Here is a 15,738-nt window from a genome sequence, read left to right as displayed (position 1 = left end):
GAATGCCATGCGCTACCTACTCATCTACGATATCACGCATGATGGCACACGGAGCAAAATCGCCGATGTCTGCCTGGATTATGGCTTAAACCGCATCCAATATAGCGCCTTCCTGGGAGAGCTGACAGCGGCTCATCAGCGAGAACTCATGCTCAAAATACGTCAGCGCCTGGGAGAGCACGGAGCGAACATCCAGCTCTTTCCGCTCGACGACAAAGCATGGTCAGGGCGCAAGGCAATCGAACGCAAGGAGAAAAACTAACATGCAAGAAACATGGTTACTGGAGGTCACCGACCTCAAACAATACGTCTGCTGTCCCAGACTACTTTACTATCGCTACTGTCTGCCTGATGTCAGGCCCTTGACCTACTCTATGGAGGTAGGCATCCAGGGTCATCGCCAGGAGGAAGAGAAGGAACTTCGCCGCAGCCTGCAAAAATACCAGCTAGAACAGGGCGAGCGCTTATTCCACTTCTTCGCAGCCTCGGGAACCCTGGGCATCAAGGGGCTAATAGATATGGTCATCATCACCCCCTCTCAAGAAGCCATCATCGTCGACTATAAACATTCCGAACAGAAGGCCGGGCCACATTTCAAACTACAACTTGCCGCCTACGCGCTTCTGCTGGAAGAGAAACTACAGATACCTGTACAACGCGGTTTCCTCTACTCCATCCCACTACGCAAAGCCGAAGAAGTTTCCATCACGCCAGCCCTGCGCAAAAAGGTCAGCCAGGTCACCCAGGAGATTCATCACCTACTCGAAAAGGAAGATTTCCCGACCGCCACCAGAACACCGCGCCGCTGCCCATCCTGCGAATTCCGACGCTTCTGTAACGACATCGTGTAGGCGCCAGACTTCAAAAAACACAAAAGGACATCCATTATGATGCAACTTGTAATGGATGTCCTCTCGTTTAAAGCATGTCTATACACAGGATCCTCTAACGGATCGAAGGCTCTGCTACATCGTTGGCAACCATTGAACGGCGGGCACCGGACGCTCTTGCAGGATCCTCTAACGGATCGAAGGCTCTGCTACCAATCGCGCCATTCAGCATATCCCCATTCACCGTTGTTCTTGCAGGATCCTCGAACGGATCGATTTCTCTGCTACCAATACGGCCCAAGAGTACAGGCTGATCTGGCGAAAGACTTGCAGGATCCTCTCACGGATCGATTTCTCTGCTACCCACAGCCGCGTGCCACGGTCTAACCATGGCCGAGCTCTTGCAGGATCCTCGAACGGATCGATTTCTCTGCTACTTTCGAGCACATGATACCCCACTATAAGCGGGATGGGTCTTGCAGGATCCTCGAACGGATCGATTTCTCTGCTACGCCAAACCCGCACTTGCGGATTGCAACGATGTGGTATTCTTGCAGGATCCTCGAACGGATCGATTTCTCTGCTACTCCACCGCTGGGGCCTCATTGGCCCATTCCTCGATTATACTTGCAGGATCCTCGAACGGATCGATTTCTCTGCTACGGACACCGCCTGAATATACTCCACAAGGTCCGGGCGGCTTGCAGGATCCTCGAACGGATCGATTTCTCTGCTACTAATCGCGGTTATAGGATCATGCGGCAATTCAAAAACCCTTGCAGGATCCTCGAACGGATCGATTTCTCTGCTACGCCATACCGTCTTCCAATTTCGTAACACGTTGGATACTTGCAGGATCCTCGAACGGATCGATTTCTCTGCTACCCAGCGGCGTCCGTAGAGAGGCCAGACAAATCTTGCTTGCAGGATCCTCGAACGGATCGATTTCTCTGCTACAAGTTACCATCGTCCTCTGTCTCTCCTGTCTCCTGTTCTTGCAGGATCCTCGAACGGATCGATTTCTCTGCTACTCTGCTGAACTGGAAGAAGAAACTGAAGACACAGGCTTGCAGGATCCTCGAACGGATCGATTTCTCTGCTACAACAGCTTCAGGGGTACATATACATCCTGTGAACAATCTTGCAGGATCCTCGAACGGATCGATTTCTCTGCTACGATAACGTCACGTTTGGGCAGTTTTTCCATTGCAACTTGCAGGATCCTCGAACGGATCGATTTCTCTGCTACCTATATCGTTTGGCGTGTCCATTAGTAGCTGGAACACTTGCAGGATCCTCGAACGGATCGATTTCTCTGCTACGGTATGTGTACACCATTCTAAGACATGAAGCCCACACTTGCAGGATCCTCGAACGGATCGATTTCTCTGCTACCCAGTGCCTGCCGCAATGCGTACACTTCAGGGATAACTTGCAGGATCCTCGAACGGATCGATTTCTCTGCTACCTGCTCGATAACTGCTAGGCTTGTCGTGCTGATTGCGGCTTGCAGGATCCTCTCTCGGATCGATTTCTCTGCTACCTACTTCAATCTCTTCGCTCTCCTCATCATCGAAAAGCTTGCAGGATCCTCTCTCGGATCGATTTCTCTGCTACTCCGCTTTCTGAGAAAGCACGCCAATAGGCTGCACAACTTGCAGGATCCTCTCTCGGATCGATTTCTCTGCTACAAGGAAGAAAAGTTAGTAACGTACAGAAACTCAAGACTTGCAGGATCCTCGAACGGATCGATTTCTCTGCTACCTGGCCAGCTGGAAGAACTGGCTGGAGCCACGGGACTTGCAGGATCCTCTCTCGGATCGATTTCTCTGCTACCTTATCCTTTCTGCACAGCCTTGAGTACAGTTTGCCATCTTGCAGGATCCTCTCTCGGATCGATTTCTCTGCTACACGTTTGCGGAGATCGCGCCCCTGACTGGCCTGCAGATGCTTGCAGGATCCTCTCTCGGATCGATTTCTCTGCTACCTTATCCTTTCTGCACAGCCTTGAGTACAGTTTGCCATCTTGCAGGATCCTCTCTCGGATCGATTTCTCTGCTACACGTTTGCGGAGATCGCGCCCCTGACTGGCCTGCAGATGCTTGCAGGATCCTCTCTCGGATCGATTTCTCTGCTACTATATAGAGGTTGGCTTCATTGATTTTTAGCCAGCTGCTTGCAGGATCCTCTCTCGGATCGATTTCTCTGCTACCGCGGGCTGAGGAGTGGGGATAGTTGGTGTGTTTTCGTGTTTTATTGGTTTTGGGCCGTTTGCTGAATGCCTCAGGGTTTCGTTTTTGTTCAATATACCTCTGCTAGTATAGCATATCTGGTGCGTTTTCGAAAATCGTTTTTTGTCCAAAAAGTAGGGGGATTTTCGGACGCCTTTTGCATTTATTCTATTCTTTGTCCTGATTTTCAGGGCTGATTTACGTATTAAGAGGGCCATATTAATCCTGTTTTACTTTAGGATGAGGGCGATTTTCGAATGAGACCCAAAAAGAGCCAGATTTAAGAGGGGTCGGGAGGAAATCTTTATGCGTATTTCATGGTAGAGCTTTAGAATTGGCGCTATAATTGGACGGCATTATATGATTTGATATAACTTTATGCGTTCATGGGGAACCTGCCCGGGATATTTTTGCCGATCCGACAAAATTTGTTTTTTGGGCGGACTTTTCCGATGGTTTGGCGGTTTCAGGAATATATACTCTACTCATCACTTACAAAGGAGGTGGCATGGATGAATACCGAGGGGTGGAAGCGGTTGGACCGCATGCTCCATATTATCAAGCTCTTTCAAGTACCTGGCGGACGCTTTCGTACCAGGGAGATCGCTGAAAAGCTAGAGGTCAATGAGGATACGGCAAATAAGTATCTGCGCGACCTGAGCACGACGGGACTCCTGCCTATCGACAAGGATGGACATTACTGGTTCTTGCCGGAGAGGACGATACTGCCACAACTGGATATCTCTCTAAGCTATCCAGAAGCGGTCGCGCTCTACCTGGCAGGCCGACTCCTGGCGCAGACGCAGGATGAGCAAAACTGGCATGTCTCAATGGCCCTCAAGAAGCTGGTAGATGCGCTGCCCACAGCACTACGCGAGCGCCAGGAACTGTTGCGCGCACTTCTGTACTTTGACGAGGAGCAGCGCGTGGATAAGTCGCAGGTCTTCTTCGCGCTCGCCAGCGGGTGGGTGCTACAGCGACGCGTGCGCCTCTACTATGAGCCGCCGCAGAGTAGGAGCTTCGAGTGCTACTTCGATCCCTATCTGCTGGAGCCATCAGCAATTGGGCGCACGATCTATGCCCTGGGCTATAGCAGCATAGGTGAGAACCTGCGCACTTATAAGCTGGAGCGCATCGCACGCGCGGAACTCACCAGTGAGTCCTTTACGATTCCGGATAATTTTGATGGGGCCGCGAAGTTGCGCCAGGCCTGGACAGTGATGTATGGCGATGAGGAGCCAGTCAAGGTTCGCCTGCGCTTCCATGAGCGGGTAGCAAAACGCGTGCGCGAGACAAAATGGCATCCCACCGAGGAGGTGATGACAACACGCGATGGCTGCGTATGGAGCGCCTTGATCGGCGATACGCTGGAGATAGAACCGTGGATTCGCGGCTGGGGCAGCGACTGTGAGGTGCTGGAGCCGCCAGCGCTACGCGAAAGCGTCATCCAGCATGTACGTCGCTCCATGCAGATGTATGGCCTGGCCCTGCCCGAGGTACACAATCCCGGCACTTTTAACCCTAACCTGTTTCGCAAGAAGGAGTAAGCATGATGCTTGAGCTCTATCCATATCAACAGGAGATATTACAGGCCATGGCCAATGGGGAGAATGTTATCCTGGTCGTGCCAACAGGCGGTGGTAAGACGCTTGCGGCCAGTCTCCCCTTTCTACAAAACCTGGCCTTTAAGCATGGTTTGCTACCGACCAAAGCGCTCTATGCCGTCCCGACGCGCTCACTGGCAACCCAGTTTCTCAAGCTCTGCAAAGATTGGCTGGAAGAGCTGGATCCCGACCTGGTCGCCGAACTGAAGGAGCGCTATGCCTACTTTGGGCGCGATCTCTTCTCTATTCAGACAGGTGAGTCGCCAGAGGATCCACAATTTGAGTCGGTACTGACAGCCTGCACCATCGATCAGTTGCTAGCGAGCGCACTTGGCGTTCCCTACAGTGTCGATAGCTCACGCGCCAACATCAACGTAGGAGCCATCTGTAGTTCCTACCTCATCCTGGATGAGCCACATCTCTATCCAGTCGCGGAAGATGGCCGCAGCTACAAGGGTGGCTTTACAACCTGTGTGGAGCTACTGCGCCAGCTCAAAGATACGACACGCTTTGTTTTTATGAGCGCAACCATGTCGAATCCCCTGGTCGAGCAACTCGCCCAGATGTTTGGGGCCAGAGTCATTACGGTGAATGAGCAAGAGCTGGCCCTGCTCAACAGGGAACGTGAGCGCATCTTCGAGCGCTGCCTGGAACCCATGAGTAGCGAGCATATCCTTGCTAGTCACAAGCGCTGCTCCCTGGTGGTGTGCAACACTGTTCAGCGGGCGCAGGAAACTTTCCTGAAGCTTGATGAGGCCATCCAACAGGCGGGACTGGATATCGAGCTACGCCTGCTGCATAGTCGCTTTACCGATGATGATCGCAAAAACCAGGGCGATGAGCTCTCGCAGTTGCTCGGCAAAGAGCAGTGGCACGGTGACCTTTACCAGGGAGAGCGGAGTGTGATTGTTGTCGCGACGCAAGTCGTCGAAGTGGGACTGGACATCTCAGTTGAGACACTGCATACCGAGATCGCGCCCGCCAATAGCTTAGTTCAGCGTGCGGGGCGGTGCGCCAGGTTCGAACGGCAGCATGGACGTGTTGTGGTCTACCCCCTACCCCTGGACGAAGAGGGGCAGACGCTCTCCAGCCTGCCATATCCCGCCATACTCTGCGACCATACCTGGCAGGCCCTGGCCCAGTTCGAGGGGCGCCCCCTGGGCTTTCGCGAAGAACAGGACCTGGTTGACCAGGTACATACTGTTGGCGACCTGGAGCTCCTCAAAAGCTACGAGGAGCATCGCAATGATTTACGCGAAGCCATTACAGAGAGCCTGCGTACACACGAACGTGGCAACGTGGCGGCCTTGATTCGCGACATCACCCAGGTCCAGCTCCTCATTCATAACGATCCAGATGAGGCAATCAAGAGCGAGCCCTGGCGCTGGCAAACATTTGGCATTCATCCCGGACAGTTGCTGGGCAAACACTGGCAGCGCTTACGAGAGAAACAGGCAGAGGTTGGCCTGGAATGGCTCTGCAAACAGGCAGTCCCCGAGAAAACGGAGAAAAAAGAGGAAGAAGAAGAGAAGGATAGCCGCCAGCCGGCAACCTATACATGGGACCCAATCAGCACACCAGAGTTAATCCCCACTGCGCTGATTATCGCCATGCCTGAGCAGCTTGTAACCTATGACCAGACCCTTGGCCTCGTGTTCCTGGATGGTCGGCTAAAACTTCCAGAGGTGTGGGAAAAACGCCTGGCGGAGCAACACTACCAGAGCATGCTTTGCGAGCGTCGGACCACCGGAAACAAAGGCGAACCCACGCGTATACAGAGCTATGAGCAGCATATTGAGGGGCTGGCCGATGCCTACCATTATGTCATCTACCATGAACTGGCCTATATCATGCACCGCCTGGAACGGTTAATGGACCTGGAAGCCGGGACCATTGATCATGCCATCCAGATTGCCATCGCGACCCATGATCTGGGCAAGCTTGATCAAAAATGGCAGCTCTGGGCCAGGAACTGGCAACGCCTGCTCCTGGAGAAAACGCACTGGGGGGCGCACTATCAAGAACCAGCAAAGAATACCTTCCTCGCCAAGACAGATTATGATTGGCGCTCAAAGGAGCAGAAAAAATGGCAGAGAGAGGTACCGGGCAAACGCCCTCATCATGCCTGCGAAAGCGTGATGCTTGGCCGCAGCCTGATCCTCGATAGCCTGGCTGTCAATCGGGTGGACCACCCCAACCTGCCCGTGGCTCGCGCCATCTGCACCGCCATCGCCCATCATCACACGCCAAAGGCTCACACCTATGGCACAACCCACATTCATCCAGCCGCCAGGACCGCGATCGAGAAGGCCATCCACGCGGTAAGGCGCGACCAAACCTGGCATTACAACCTGGAGAAACTAAAGTTCGTGCTGGAGCAGGGAGGGGATCTCAATCCCGAGAATGTCCGCGACAAGGGCATCTGTACGCAGCCCAACGTCATGGCAGATGATGCCAGGCAGCTTGAAACCTGGTTGGTATTCGTAATAGTGCGCGCCCTACGCCTGGCAGACCAGCGAGCCGATCGCTACGCGCCACTAAAGCCATGATATGTTTACATTCACCAATACATGAGTTATAATCCCGAAACTATTGCATTTACAGCAGGTGATGATTATGCACACGTTCTGGGTCAATAAGATCAGTGGGACCGCCGCCGATACGCAGCTCGCGCTTGGTCTGGCAGACCTCCTACAAGAGGTCTTGCGGAAAATAGGTAAGCCTAACGGTCAACTTATCATCCATAACAAAGGAGATACGTTTGAGCTATCTCTGAACAGCGAGTTACGTGAAGAGGAGCTTATCAACGACCAGATTATTCCCTTCCTTGAGCCGCTGATCTCCCCGAAGCAGGATGAGCGCCAGGGAAAGAAGGGCCGCGTTTTACGCAATGGCTTTGAGTACGACAAGGAACGCGAGAAGCAGAAGCTATTGAGCGCGCAGCTTAAAGCGCTTCCACCAGCTTTACGCACACCGGATGCGCGTCGCCGCCATGAGCCAGAGCTAGAGCAGGTGCTTAGTGCGGGGCCACGCAAAGAGTTAGGACATTACCAGGCCATCAATATGCTCAAGGTTCCTGATACCTTCAACGAGATCGTGTTTCGCTGGCAGAGTCTCACAGTTCAGCAACAATGGCTGGCTATTGGCCTGCTCTACAGGCTCTTCTCCCAGCGCGAGAACGACGTTACAGGAGCGATCAAAGCCTGGGAGAAGCTGGCAAAGGAGCAGCACATAGAAGGCAAGGCGCTGGTGACCGCGGTACAGGTAATCAACCCAACAGCAGGGAAAGGCGCCAATACCAGCAAAAGCAGTCGACTCAATAGTGGAGGGCTGGACAGCTTCTGGCTCCTTGAGTTGCTCAAGTTCAAGGGCTTTATGCTGGGGGCCGCACCATACATTATCAAGGGCAGCAAGGATCGCAAGACGTATGTGATCGCGCCACAGAGGGTCGAGCTAGATACCCTCAAGGACATGATGAACCAGTTTCGCGCCATCTGCTGGTCCAGCACCGCTATCAAGCAGGACGTTCTCGCCTCTCTGCGCCTGGCCCAGGTCATGGTAGACCATCAGGAGCAAGAATTTACCAGCAGGCAGGGGCTTGAGGACTGGGAGCCAACGCCCATTACCAGTATCGCCCAGGGCCTGGATGTAGCCTTCTACAAGGATATGGGTAGCGCGCACGCGGTCATGAATGTCGCCACGATCAACGTACCAAATTGGTTTCCTGAGCTAAAGACACTGGCACAAATTCAACAGGCAGAGCTGCTACTTGAGGAACATATTCGTATCATCAGGCGCATCGAGGGTCCTCAGGGGAAGGAGAGCAATGAGGAGATCGACCTCCTGCGCACCTATCGCGACTTTCTCTCAGGGCATGACCTGCGCACCTTCTGGCAATTCGCCGCGCTCTATGGTTGCTACCTGTTCCGCAAACGCGAGCGCGAGAAAGACGTCAAACGCTGGCTCCCGCAATTAACGAAGAAAGGCTTGGATATACTCGTCATGAACCATCAGCACACGAGCAAGAGCAAGAGTTTAAGCACTATTCTGGCAACGCCTGGCTTTCAAAACATCGCCTCGGCCATCCGCGAGGCTACTGTCAGAGCGCAGCGTCGCCGCAGCCAGGAGAACGATAACAGGTATGAGGTTCGCTATGGCCTGGGCCAGGATTTAATGCGCAAGGCGCGCTATCGCGAGGAGTTTATGGCCGCTCTCAGCGAGTTTCTCTTTCTCTACAACGCCGAAACGGCGCGCGAGGAAGAGAAGCAGGCGAAGAAGAAGGGTAGTCGCCTCTCCAGCGAAGACTATAAGAACAACAAACTCCGCTATCCAGTAACAACAACAGATGTAGAGCAGCTCGGCGATCTGCTTGATACTTATTCTCCCGAGTTGATCGCCTCGATGCTGGTCGCCTATGGTTATGCACGCCTGGATACCTTCAAAAAGGAAGAGGCCCAAAACGAGGTTACATCAGACGACGTCGCAAATGATACCAACACTTCAGAAGAAGAATAAGAAACGACAAGAGAAGGAGTAAACATACAAATGGCAAACGAAAATAAGGCCCTGGTCTCACTCTCTATTGCCGCGCGCATGACGCTCAACGTCCACAGCCTCAACAACGAGGGCGGCGAGGGCAACCAGATCCAGACGCGTATGGTCGATATCGTTGGCGAGGATAATGTGCTCCATAACGTCAATGCTATCTCCGGCGATATGCTCAAGCACGTCTTGATGGAACATTACTACCGTCGCGCCAAAGAGGACCAGGTCAATCTCTGCGCCAGTTGCCAGCGCCTCAACGTCAACCGCATCAATGGTGATGACGCCTTTCTAAAGGAAACAAAGGGCATTCGCGATGCCGACTTTATCGATCAGATGCTGCAACGCTGTGCCATGGATGATATTGGGGGCATCCTGGTCACGGAGGAGAAACGCTCGGTTCCACGTAAGTCTATCTGTGAATTCGGTTGGGTCGTCGCGCTCCCAGAGATCTCACGCACTGAGAGTTACTTTCACGTCAAATACGTATCCGAGCGCGGCGAGAAGCAACGCAATGAAGATGCCAATGATCAGGAGAAAACGGGGGCGAATCGTGGGCAGAACATCTTCTATCGCCCGGCCTCCAGCGGCGTGTATGCCTTTGTCTGCCACCTGGAGCTGGGGCGCATCGGCTATAACGATATCACCCAACAATATGCCATCAAGGATGAGAAGGAGCGCCAGAAGCGCGCAGCGTTGCTGCTGGAGAGTGTGATGTATTCCTTTCTAGAACTTAATGGCGCGATGCGCTCAACCCAGTTGCCACACCTGGTCGCGCTCGAAGGCTTTATCTCCACAAGCAGCAGCGCCATTCCCGCGCCGCTTATCAGCCCTCTTGTTGGGGGCAGCGAGCAGCGCTTCGCCTACCGTGAGCAGGCTCAGGAGATCGCAACCGCTCTGAATGGTAAAAACAGCGGGCCTGTCCAACTCCATAACTTTGATACTCTGGGCCAGTTCGCGCAGCAGATGCGCACCTTGATTGATACGAGCACGCCACAGGCGCTCACATTCTAACATCTGGGAAGGAGCCATCCATGTGGATGATTGCACACTACCTGCCGGTCTCCTTCTTCTCGCTGCGACCAGCAAACGCAACCTCTTCGGGAGGCAAGACGCTCCTGATTCCAACGCCCTTCGCGCTGAAAATGGCATTGCTGGGTGCGGCCATCCGGACACGTGGTCTGGCAGAGGGGGAACACCTGTTCCCCTTCCTGCGTGACCTGGAACTCTACCTGGAGCCACCCGAAGAAATGATCGTGGTCAAAAGCTTTAGCAAGATTCGCCGTGAGCTGAAGGACAAGAGTAACGCCGAAAAAGCCCAGAAGGCCCGCGAGAAAAAAGAGTATCCCATGCAGCCAACCATTGCCTATCGCGAGTACGTCAATTACAAGGGCAGCATGAGTCTGGCCTGCCAATTGTCGGACGACTCACCTCTCGCGCCGATTTTGCCCGAGCTATTGATGTGTATTAATTACCTTGGGAAGCGCGGGGGATTTCTTCAGATGCTGGAGAAGCCTTACGAAGCTCAAGCCCTTCCAGAGGGGCGCTTTATCCACCTGACAGCGGGGCAAATGCAGGATTTTGAGGTCAGCGGAACACTCCAGATGCTGGATGATTGCGGCCCCAGCCTGACCTTTCAGAAGGCCGACACCTATAACGAGGCCAGGATCGTTTTGCATAAGGACCGTATTCTGCGGCATATCGTTATTCCTTATGCGCCGACGCGCTCGTCTCGTAGCTATAGCTGGTATCAGCGCCTGGATGCTTCATATTAGTAAGAAAGAGGATTAGGATGCAGCCCATACTTCGATCCGCCACTCTCACGACGACTCATCTGCGCTTCCTGGTACGTGCTCAGACGCCACTTGAGCTAGATGCCCATAGCGGCTCCTCCATCCGAGGTAGTTTCTTCCATGCCATCCTGGACCAGTTCTGCACCAACAAGAGCGCGCCCTCATGTAGTGTGTGTATCCTCAATGAGGCCTGTCCTGTCAGCGCGATTGCTGCGCCCCTGCGCGAGGACAATACCTGGGGGCAGGACATCCCTCGCCCCTTCGTCATCACCCCGCCACTGGGAGGGATCAAGCGCTATCAGCCAGGGGAGTACTTCTCCTTCAGCATGACGCTCATCGGGAGCATCGTCAAACTCCTCCCCTATATCATGCTCTCCATCAAACAGATTGAGCGAGAGGGCCTGGGACGGCGCCTGGACGAGAACCGTGGCCAGCGAGGGCTTCTACGTGTCGAGCGCGTCGAGGCCTATCACCCCTTTACACAGGAACAGCAGATTATCTACGAAGCTGGCAACGTACGGGTAAACGCGCCCGTTGTCAGCGTCAAACCCGAAGACTATAAACAAAGAGCAGAGAGCCTGGACAAGCGGCGCGTAACCCTGCGCTTCATCACCCCAACGCGCCTTATCGACCAGGAACACCTCGTACAACGCGCCAGCTTCCGCCCGCTCGTGCGGCGCCTGCTCGAACGCGTCATTGCCCTGGAGAAGCACTATGGCAGCCAGGACCTCTCCCTCTCCAAGGAGGAGCGAGACACCGTAGCACAGCTAGCTGACCAGGTAACGTGTAGCGCCGACCACACCCACTGGGAAGAGCTCAGCAGCTACTCCAACCGTCAGAAGCGCTCGACACCAACCAGCGGCCTGATGGGTGTAGCCACCTTTGAAGGCCAGCTTGAGCCATTCCTCGAGCTCCTGGCCCTCGGCGAACTCCTCCACATCGGCAAAAATGTCGTCAAAGGCAACGGCTGGTACCAACTCACTAACTAATGAGAGGGGAAGGAGGCAGGAGCGGTGCGCGGGTCGCGCACCGCTCCTGCCTCCTTCCCCTCTCACTACAGGATCTTCATCCGAATCGATCACACTGCTACGTATCACCGCTGGCAAGAAAAGGCCGCGTATCTGCCACTTGCAGGATCTTCTCCCGGATTGCTCTCTCCATAGGCCACTTTTGGAGGAATCCTTGGCACCAAGGATTCCAACAGTTCCCATTGGGCATCTCTTAGATCGGATGGACAAGCATCCCGATCAAGTATTCTTGGCAGACGATGTTGGCTTCTTTTCACAGCTTTTGCCTCTTTTCTTGAACACTCCTTTCGCTTTTCTATCGGCTAGGTAGCGGTAATCAAACACTAACTAAGGCAAAAATAAGGTATATAAGCAAATGAGTCCTGTATTCCCTATTTAGACGGATAAGTTGCTTTAGCTCTTAGCTTTTCTTGGAATCGCCGGATAATCCTTGATGCGGCAACACCATCCAGATCAAGCACATATGCATCTTCAATTTTAATCAACTCTTGATCTTGAAGTACGTAAAGTGGCCCAAGATATAGCTTTTGTGCCATTATGCGCCCATCTTCGGAGACGGTTTGTGCATAGATGCGCTTTATGCGCTTTTCAGGATACTGCTTGAGCCAATACTCTCCAATAGCATCGATAACCTTGCTAATCAGTTCTGGATAATCGGGGTGAACTACGGCACTGTTAGCTAAAACACAGTATTCTCCTGGTTGATCATAGGTAAGTATCTCATCTGGTGTAATTTCCTTTTCGTCTCTCTTGCCAGTGAGAACATCTAGAATAACCGATTCAGGGAGCGGAATGAGGCCGATGTAAGCATAGCACGTCCTACGGTCTCTTGCGTCAAAAGCGGCCATAGAAATATAGGGATTCTTTCTTCTCCATGCCATGTAGACTTCGGCTTCAGCTAGATACATCTCATGGTAAACAGTCTGATCTAATGCAAGTGATGCCGGTATATCTGTCGGTTGTAGCCAATCAGTAATGACCTCCGGTTGCTTGTCTATGCGCGATAACCTTTTGAGTAGGGAATTTCTCATGGCTATCACACTTTGCACCCCGTATAAAGTCTTTCCGCTTTCATCCTCTTTCGTAGCGATTTCTTTTTTGCGCACACGATAATTGAAGGCGTTCTTATTGAGCGGCTTAAACAATTCTAATGCTCTGCTAAACGAGACAAAGGCATCCGTCTCTTCCTGGTGAGACCTTCTATTCACCTAATACTCTCCCCCTAATGAAATGTGACTATATTGTACCATCATCCATTTCAACGTCAACTAAATTAACCTTACACGCGTAGCTCTCATTATTTTTTGTTGACAAAGTTGAAATTTTGTTTATTTAGGTTGACAAATGAGGTTTACTATTGTACACTTCTCATAACGGATAGTTACAAACTTGAAAGGTAGTTCAATCTCATTGAGAGAAAGCAGGTGACAGCAAACAAGAAAAAACTGGCTCCCGTCTGCAAACGAGAGCCAGTGAGTGAGAACACACAAAAACCTTTGCCAAGTCCTGGAGTTCTCTGCGCTCAGCATAGCGCAGAGAGGCTCCGCAGTCAAGAAAGAGATGCTGAAGTATGTCTCAAAGAGCCTCAATGGCATTACACCCTGGCCATCTGATGGATGCACCAGTCACCGTTTCGAATCTTGCCTTCTTTCGTGGTGTCCAGGCAGGATACCAGGCTTACCAGAACGAGCCAACACCTCTGAATGAGCATGATCTCTATGAACACTTTGTTCATCGCCTGCTCGCCTTTCCCGATTCGACCTGTGAGAATACCGGTTGGGTCATTGGATGGGTCAAGGCCTTGCTGGAAACATCTTCGTCTTGTCACCAACCTCCCTCTGCTTCACGTGGCAAACGGTCTGAGGTCCCTGCACCCTATGGGGATAACTTTCTCCCTGTAATCCCCAATGATACCCAACGGCATAGCATCACTAACCCGTTTTGTTTTGTTCCTTCATGTCCTTGTCATGAAGACATGAACAACATTGCTGAAGTTGCTCAGTATGTCAACGACGGCCTTCTGACTCTAGATGAGGCAACCGACCATGTGAACGGAAGATATATCTAGCAGAGAAGCTCCTCTTGTTGCCTGCCAGGCAACAAGAGGAGCCAGAGGAGAAAAGCATGAAGCAGAATAGAATGAGTATCCCCCCTCACGAGACAGATGAAATGCAATGGCAAGACGCTTCACGTCAGCGTGTCGAAACCTCGTTTGGTCCTCACCCAGAAGACACCCCCAGGCTGACAGACGAGACGAAACACGCAGGTATTGATACCATCCTTCTCTGTGCTGAGCCAGCATTTCATAATGGCGTGCAGTCGGGAAGATGCGAATTTCTCGCCCTGGCTTTCGCCAAGCGCGAGATTGTCGCCCAGGATGTCGAGAACGCTTTGCAATGGGCGATGTACGATACCTTACGCCCAGCACTTTGGCGCTATGGCTATGTGTGCGGCTGGAACGAGGAATTCTATCAATACGCGATGCGTAAGCGAGAGGAACAAGCCAACACCTCGAAGCTAGCACGCGACGAGAGGAGGAAACGCTAATGCCCCCATCTCGCTATCATCCAAACCTTGAAACCGAGCAGCCGCCCACGCACAGAAATCGTGCTACTAGAGCGCCGAGAGAGGATAGAGACACTCAAGACCAGATCGACGAAGACGCCTTATATAACACACGCACCCATACCAGTGTGGTACGTCAAAACACCTATCAGCCAAACAAGGAGAACATGCAGGCAACACGCCGTGTCAGTGTGCATGTCCACAACCAACCCAGGCAACAGAGGCAGCACCAGCAACCGCCCCTCTTGCCCGTTGGGACACCTCTTCATGTACCCCGTTGGCCTGCGTATATAGGACTGGCAGGCGTGTTGATGGTTGGGGGATGGCTTGGTATTGGAATGGCAAGTCAAGGTGTGCAAGCGTGGCAAGACGACCTGCATTATGGGCGCCCCCGTACGTACCAGATCGACGCCGTTGTCGGCCATAACCACGATACGAGCGCAAACCCATCCCACTTCCTTGTGCTCAATCTGCATAGTCAGATTACCGTCATAGAAATGCCTGCAGGCGACCCGAGCAAAACACATGTGTATAAGACAGGCGTTGCATTGGTAGGAAGAGGGCAAGACATGATCCCCGCACAGGTAACATTCAGGGACCTGGACGGTGACGGCAAGCCAGACATGATTGTCACTGTTGGAGATCAAAGCATCGCCTTCAAGAACCAGAACGATGTGTTTAGCTCGACGCCCATGAAAGAGGTCAGATAGTGATTGTCATACCAGCGTATCCCATCCACACCAAGCAACCACTGCCACCCCAGGAAAGCGCCCCCAGGGGAACGCACCGAACCATACGTATGTTGACAGAGCGCGTCAATCAACTAATGGGTATCACCTTTAGCGGGGAGGATGAATATGTCGTTGTCTCGTGTTCCGAGAAGATCACAGCCACCCTTGCTCTGAACTTTCAAACGACATTCCAGGCAGAACGCCCCGTACAAGCAGTGTTAGTCTCCTATGGCAGAGTCAACACGTCAGGCGATGGCTACATCGTCATCCGTTGGCGTGGGACCATCCCAGAGAGCTTCTTTGACCAGCTCGACCAGCTGAACAAAGAGGTCCTTTTCTACACGGCTTTTAGCGCCGGACCCCTCGATACCTGTAAAGCACCGTGGGATGGCATCCCAAACGCTTAATGTCTCA

At 52.8% G+C, this 15,738-nt stretch carries 13 protein-coding genes and 1 CRISPR repeat array; of the genes, 12 read left to right on the top strand and 1 reads right to left on the bottom strand.

The window, feature by feature from the left end; genetic code table 11:
• Positions 1–7: 7 nt before the first annotated feature.
• The 8 genes from cas2 to cas6 all read left to right on the top strand — a co-directional run bounded on the left by cas2 (position 8) and on the right by cas6 (position 11,989).
• Complete coding sequence (gene cas2, locus KTE_RS25505) at positions 8–262, top strand: CRISPR-associated endonuclease Cas2 (protein ID WP_201385960.1); 255 nt, start codon at positions 8–10, stop codon at positions 260–262.
• A 1-nt stretch (position 263) separates the two neighbouring features.
• Entirely contained in the window at positions 264–851 is a 588-nt protein-coding gene (gene cas4 / locus KTE_RS25500) for a CRISPR-associated protein Cas4 (protein ID WP_201385956.1), read from the top strand.
• 81 nt (positions 852–932) lie between these two features.
• A CRISPR array of direct repeats spans positions 933–3,042; the repeat unit is 37 nt; unit sequence CTTGCAGGATCCTCGAACGGATCGATTTCTCTGCTAC.
• A gap of 531 nt (positions 3,043–3,573) precedes the next feature.
• A complete protein-coding gene (locus KTE_RS25495) occupies positions 3,574–4,608 on the top strand; it encodes a YafY family protein (protein WP_201385949.1) in 1,035 nt (344 codons plus the stop codon).
• Positions 4,609–4,610: 2 nt separating this feature from the next.
• Positions 4,611–7,214, top strand: a complete 2,604-nt coding sequence (gene cas3, locus KTE_RS25490; RefSeq protein WP_201385948.1) for a CRISPR-associated helicase Cas3' — start codon at positions 4,611–4,613, stop codon at positions 7,212–7,214.
• Positions 7,215–7,281: 67 nt separating this feature from the next.
• The gene (locus KTE_RS25485) at positions 7,282–9,180 is read left to right on the top strand and encodes a hypothetical protein (protein WP_201385943.1); all 1,899 of its coding nucleotides are present in this window, start codon (positions 7,282–7,284) and stop codon (positions 9,178–9,180) included.
• A gap of 30 nt (positions 9,181–9,210) precedes the next feature.
• A complete protein-coding gene (locus tag KTE_RS25480) occupies positions 9,211–10,221 on the top strand; it encodes a DevR family CRISPR-associated autoregulator (protein WP_201385942.1) in 1,011 nt (336 codons plus the stop codon).
• Positions 10,222–10,241: 20 nt separating this feature from the next.
• Positions 10,242–10,982: a hypothetical protein gene (locus KTE_RS25475; RefSeq protein ID WP_201385939.1), complete on the top strand. Its 741-nt coding sequence runs from the start codon at positions 10,242–10,244 to the stop codon at positions 10,980–10,982.
• 17 nt (positions 10,983–10,999) lie between these two features.
• Complete coding sequence (gene cas6 / locus KTE_RS25470) at positions 11,000–11,989, top strand: CRISPR system precrRNA processing endoribonuclease RAMP protein Cas6 (protein ID WP_201385936.1); 990 nt, start codon at positions 11,000–11,002, stop codon at positions 11,987–11,989.
• 410 nt (positions 11,990–12,399) lie between these two features.
• Here the strand turns inward: cas6 and KTE_RS25465 are convergent, their stop codons facing one another.
• Entirely contained in the window at positions 12,400–13,236 is an 837-nt protein-coding gene (locus tag KTE_RS25465; RefSeq protein WP_201385934.1) for a hypothetical protein, read from the bottom strand.
• A 380-nt stretch (positions 13,237–13,616) separates the two neighbouring features.
• Between KTE_RS25465 and KTE_RS25460 the strand changes: the two genes are divergently transcribed.
• The 4 genes from KTE_RS25460 to KTE_RS25445 are packed head-to-tail and all read left to right on the top strand — an operon-like array spanning position 13,617 to position 15,731.
• On the top strand, positions 13,617–14,096 hold the full coding sequence (locus KTE_RS25460; protein WP_201385931.1) for a hypothetical protein: 480 nt from the start codon (positions 13,617–13,619) through the stop codon (positions 14,094–14,096).
• A 56-nt stretch (positions 14,097–14,152) separates the two neighbouring features.
• Complete coding sequence (locus tag KTE_RS25455; protein WP_201385929.1) at positions 14,153–14,575, top strand: hypothetical protein; 423 nt, start codon at positions 14,153–14,155, stop codon at positions 14,573–14,575.
• On the top strand, positions 14,575–15,303 hold the full coding sequence (locus KTE_RS25450; protein WP_201385927.1) for a hypothetical protein: 729 nt from the start codon (positions 14,575–14,577) through the stop codon (positions 15,301–15,303). The genes KTE_RS25455 and KTE_RS25450 overlap by 1 nt, the downstream gene beginning before the upstream one ends.
• The gene (locus tag KTE_RS25445; protein ID WP_201385925.1) at positions 15,303–15,731 is read left to right on the top strand and encodes a hypothetical protein; all 429 of its coding nucleotides are present in this window, start codon (positions 15,303–15,305) and stop codon (positions 15,729–15,731) included. The genes KTE_RS25450 and KTE_RS25445 overlap by 1 nt, the downstream gene beginning before the upstream one ends.
• Positions 15,732–15,738 lie beyond the last annotated feature (7 nt).

Source organism: Ktedonobacter sp. SOSP1-85 (assembly GCF_016587415.1).
Classification (GTDB): domain Bacteria; phylum Chloroflexota; class Ktedonobacteria; order Ktedonobacterales; family Ktedonobacteraceae; genus Ktedonobacter.
This window is presented reverse-complemented; position numbering and strand designations above follow the sequence as displayed.

Coding starts and splice junctions, on each gene's coding strand:
- KTE_RS25480 (WP_201385942.1), top strand. CDS start 9,211: ATGGCAAACGAAAATAAGGCCCTGGTCTCACTCTCTATTGCCGCGCGC.
- KTE_RS25460 (WP_201385931.1), top strand. CDS start 13,617: ATGGCATTACACCCTGGCCATCTGATGGATGCACCAGTCACCGTTTCG.
- KTE_RS25495 (WP_201385949.1), top strand. CDS start 3,574: ATGAATACCGAGGGGTGGAAGCGGTTGGACCGCATGCTCCATATTATC.
- cas3 (WP_201385948.1), top strand. CDS start 4,611: ATGATGCTTGAGCTCTATCCATATCAACAGGAGATATTACAGGCCATG.
- KTE_RS25485 (WP_201385943.1), top strand. CDS start 7,282: ATGCACACGTTCTGGGTCAATAAGATCAGTGGGACCGCCGCCGATACG.
- KTE_RS25450 (WP_201385927.1), top strand. CDS start 14,575: ATGCCCCCATCTCGCTATCATCCAAACCTTGAAACCGAGCAGCCGCCC.
- KTE_RS25475 (WP_201385939.1), top strand. CDS start 10,242: ATGTGGATGATTGCACACTACCTGCCGGTCTCCTTCTTCTCGCTGCGA.
- cas4 (WP_201385956.1), top strand. CDS start 264: ATGCAAGAAACATGGTTACTGGAGGTCACCGACCTCAAACAATACGTC.
- cas2 (WP_201385960.1), top strand. CDS start 8: ATGCGCTACCTACTCATCTACGATATCACGCATGATGGCACACGGAGC.
- KTE_RS25455 (WP_201385929.1), top strand. CDS start 14,153: ATGAAGCAGAATAGAATGAGTATCCCCCCTCACGAGACAGATGAAATG.
- cas6 (WP_201385936.1), top strand. CDS start 11,000: ATGCAGCCCATACTTCGATCCGCCACTCTCACGACGACTCATCTGCGC.